The organism is Devosia insulae DS-56 (assembly GCF_000970465.2).
Classification (GTDB): Bacteria; Pseudomonadota; Alphaproteobacteria; order Rhizobiales; family Devosiaceae; genus Devosia_A; species Devosia_A insulae.
Map to the genome: position 1 here is coordinate 1 of NZ_LAJE02000375.1, position 3,215 is coordinate 3,215.

Here is a 3,215-nt window from a genome sequence, read left to right on the forward strand (position 1 = left end):
ACCGATCGGCCACTGAGGTCCGGCCCTTCCAGCGCCGCACCGTGCTCTCATTGACGCCCAGCTCGACAGCCAGGTCCGCGACGCTCGCCGTGCTGGCCTGAATGTAGGCCCGCGTCTTCGGCGTCGTCGTCGCATTGGCGTGCAACTTCAGATCCATCCTAAGCGCTCCCTGACAAAGGCAACGCCTCGTTCTACACCGAGTCCATCACGCCAATCCGCCGGAACAGTACACTTTCGCGGGGATGACCCGGTGCGTAGCTTTCTCAACCGCGCGAACCGGCTTTCGCACCCGCACACCTACCCATCCGGCCAGGCCCTTCCTTGCCGGGGTGACAAATCCCGTTCCGCTCATCATTATGGCCGTCCCGGAATCAGCGGTGGGGATGTCCGTGGCATCAAAGGCCAATATCGATGCCTGGTTCGAGCGTATCGGCTTTGCCGGCTCGATCGCTCCCTCGCTGGAGACGCTGAGCCAATTGCATCAGTTGCATCCGGCGGCGATCCCTTACGAGAACCTCGATCCGCTGATGGGCGCGCCGGTGCGGCTCGACCTCGCCAACCTGCAGCAAAAACTGCTGTTCGATCGCCGCGGCGGCTATTGCTTCGAGCACAACCTCCTATTCAAGGCGATGCTGGAGGAGCTCGACTTCGAAGTGAAGATGCACGGCGCCCGGGTGCTCTGGGGCCTGCCCGAGGGCGAGGAACCGCAACTGCGCCATCTGGTGCTCACCGTCGAGGTCGCCGGTATCACCTATCTCGCCGATGTCGGTTTCGGTGGCCAGACCGCCACGGCGCCGCTCCGGCTGCGCGCCGACACCCCCCAGGCCACCCCGCTCGATACCTATCGCCTGCTCGAGGCCGACGGCACCTGGCAGGTGGAGATCGAGATCGCGGGCGAGTGGCACGCGCTTTACAGCTTCGAGCGCACCGAGCGCGGCATGGACGAACTGGCGAGGCTGAACGATGAAGCCGACTCCTCGCCGTCCTTCACCCAGAACCTCCTGGTCGCGAGGGTCGAAAAGACCCGGCGCGTGGCGCTGTTCAATCGCAAGCTCAACATCCACACCGTCGGCGCGCCAAGCGAGGGACGGCTGCTCAATTCCGCCAGCGAACTGCGCGAACTGCTCACCGGCACCTTCGGCCTGCAACTGCCCAACGACGAGCGGCTCGAGCCGGCGCTGCAAAAAATCATCGAACGCGAGCCCGACTGATGGCGCCGGTTTACGTCGACCCCGACAAGGTGCTCGAGTTCAAGGACGAGCAGGCCTTCTATGACTGGCTGAGCCAGCACCACGACAGCTGGGATGAGGTCTGGATCAAGATCCACAAGGTTGGCTCCGGCCTGCCCTCGATCACCGCCAAGGAGGCGATCGACGCCATCCTCTGCTGGGGCTGGATCGACGCGGTGCGCAAGGGCTTTGACGATAAGAGCTTTCTGCAGCGCTACACCCGCCGCGGCCGGAAAAGCATCTGGAGCAAGATCAACGTCGACAATGTCGCCCGGCTGATCAAATCCGGCCGGATGACCGAGCATGGGCTTAAGCATGTCGAAGCCGCCAAGGCCGACGGCCGCTGGGACAAGGCCTACGGCGCCGGCAAGGACATGAAGATCCCCGACGACCTCCAGGCGGCAATCGACGCCGAGCCCGCGGCCAAGGAGATGCTCGGCAAGCTCAGCGAGCAGAACCGCTTCGCCATTGCCTTCCGCACCCACAACATGAAGACCGAAGCGGGCCGCAAGAAGAAGATCGAGAGCTTTGTCGAGATGCTGAAACGCGGCGAGACCATCTATCCGCAGGGCAAGCAGAAGTGACGGTCTGGGTGGCGTTCCTGCGCGCCGTCAATGTCGGTAAGCGCCAGATGAAGATGGCAGAACTGAAGACGCTCTGCGCCGAGCTCGGCTACACCGGCATCAAGACCATCCTCGCCAGCGGCAATGTGCGCTTCGAATGCGGGCACGACCCCAAGGCGGAGCTGGAAGCGGCGATCGAAAAGCGCTGGGGCTGGTTTTCCGAAGCGGTGATGCGCTCGGGTCCCGAGATCGCAGCGATGCTGGCGGCAGAACCCTTCGCGGCGTACCCCGAAGCAGGCAATTTCCACCGCTACGTGCTGCTGTTCGATAAGCCGTTGCCTGAGGGCAAGAGCTATACCGGCATCCCCGACAATTACGATGTGGTGCGGGTCGACGCCCGCGATATCTATCTCGTCGGCTACCGCCAGCCTGACGGTCGGCACGGTCCGGGGCTGGACAAGTTCGACCGGCAGTTGGAGAAGGGCGCAGTCGCTACCATGCGCAACTGGAACACCATCCCCAAGGTCCTCAATTGATCACTGTCCTCGGCTCCACCAATCTCGACCTGATCGGCACCGTCAGCCGCATCCCGAAGCCTGGCGAGACGGTGCCCGGCAACGAGTTCTCGATGGCTGCCGGCGGCAAGGGCGCCAACCAGGCGCTGGCTGCCCGTCGCGCCGGCGCCGAGGTTCGGATGTTCGCCGCGGCCGGTACCGACAGCTTTGCCGATGAGGCGCTGAAGCTGCTGCGTGCCGACGGCGTCGACCTCAGCCACGTGCGCATCGTCGAAGGCGCCACCGGCATCGCCATGATCTTCGTCGACGAGGCCGGCGAGAACGTTATCGCCATCCTCCCCGGCGCCAACGGCACCATGGGCCGCGCCGACGCCGATGCGGCGCTCGAGGGGCTAGGCATCGGCTCGGTGCTGATGCTGCAGCAGGAAATCCCACAGGCGGCCACCGAGCGCGCACTCGAGCTGGCCAAGGCGCAGGGCGTCGTCTCGATCCTCAACACCGCGCCGTTCCTGAAGACCACCAAGGCCGTCGCCGAACAGGCCTCGATCGTCATCGCCAACGAGACCGAGTTCGAGCTCCTGACCGGCGCCGGCGTCGACCGGCTCGATGCCGCCATGACCGATTGGGCCAGATCGCAGAACCAGACCGTGATCGTCACCCTCGGCCCCGACGGCGCCCGCGCCGCCACCCCGACCGGCAGTTTTGCCGTCCCCGCCATGAAGGTCGATCCGGTCGACACTGTCGGCGCCGGAGACACCTTCTGCGGCTACCTTGCGGCGGGGCTCGATCGCGGGTTCGATCTCGAAGCCGCCATGCGCCGAGCAGCGGTGGCGGCCAGCCTCGCCGTGCTGAAGCCCGGCGCGCCGCCGGCCGTGCCGTATCTCAGGGATGTCGAGGCGGCGCTGAAG

General features: G+C 65.3%; 5 protein-coding genes. 4 read left to right on the forward strand and 1 reads right to left on the reverse strand.

Going from position 1 to position 3,215, the window contains the following annotated elements; all coding sequences use genetic code 11:
• Positions 1–157, reverse strand: a 157-nt coding sequence (locus tag VW23_RS29855; RefSeq protein WP_425285189.1) for a phage terminase small subunit-related protein, incomplete at its 3' end; no start/stop codon positions are given.
• Positions 158–383: 226 nt separating this feature from the next.
• Between VW23_RS29855 and VW23_RS25160 the strand changes: the two genes are divergently transcribed.
• The 4 genes from VW23_RS25160 to VW23_RS25175 form a co-directional block, all read left to right on the forward strand.
• Complete coding sequence (locus tag VW23_RS25160) at positions 384–1,211, forward strand: arylamine N-acetyltransferase family protein (RefSeq protein WP_069912231.1); 828 nt, start codon at positions 384–386, stop codon at positions 1,209–1,211.
• Complete coding sequence (locus VW23_RS25165) at positions 1,211–1,813, forward strand: YdeI/OmpD-associated family protein (protein WP_069912232.1); 603 nt, start codon at positions 1,211–1,213, stop codon at positions 1,811–1,813. The genes VW23_RS25160 and VW23_RS25165 overlap by 1 nt, the downstream gene beginning before the upstream one ends.
• Positions 1,810–2,328, forward strand: coding sequence for a DUF1697 domain-containing protein (locus VW23_RS25170; protein WP_069912233.1), 519 nt, complete (start codon positions 1,810–1,812; stop codon positions 2,326–2,328). The genes VW23_RS25165 and VW23_RS25170 overlap by 4 nt, the downstream gene beginning before the upstream one ends.
• On the forward strand, positions 2,325–3,215 hold an 891-nt coding region (locus tag VW23_RS25175), incomplete at its 3' end, for a ribokinase (protein WP_069912234.1). The genes VW23_RS25170 and VW23_RS25175, both read left to right, overlap by 4 nt.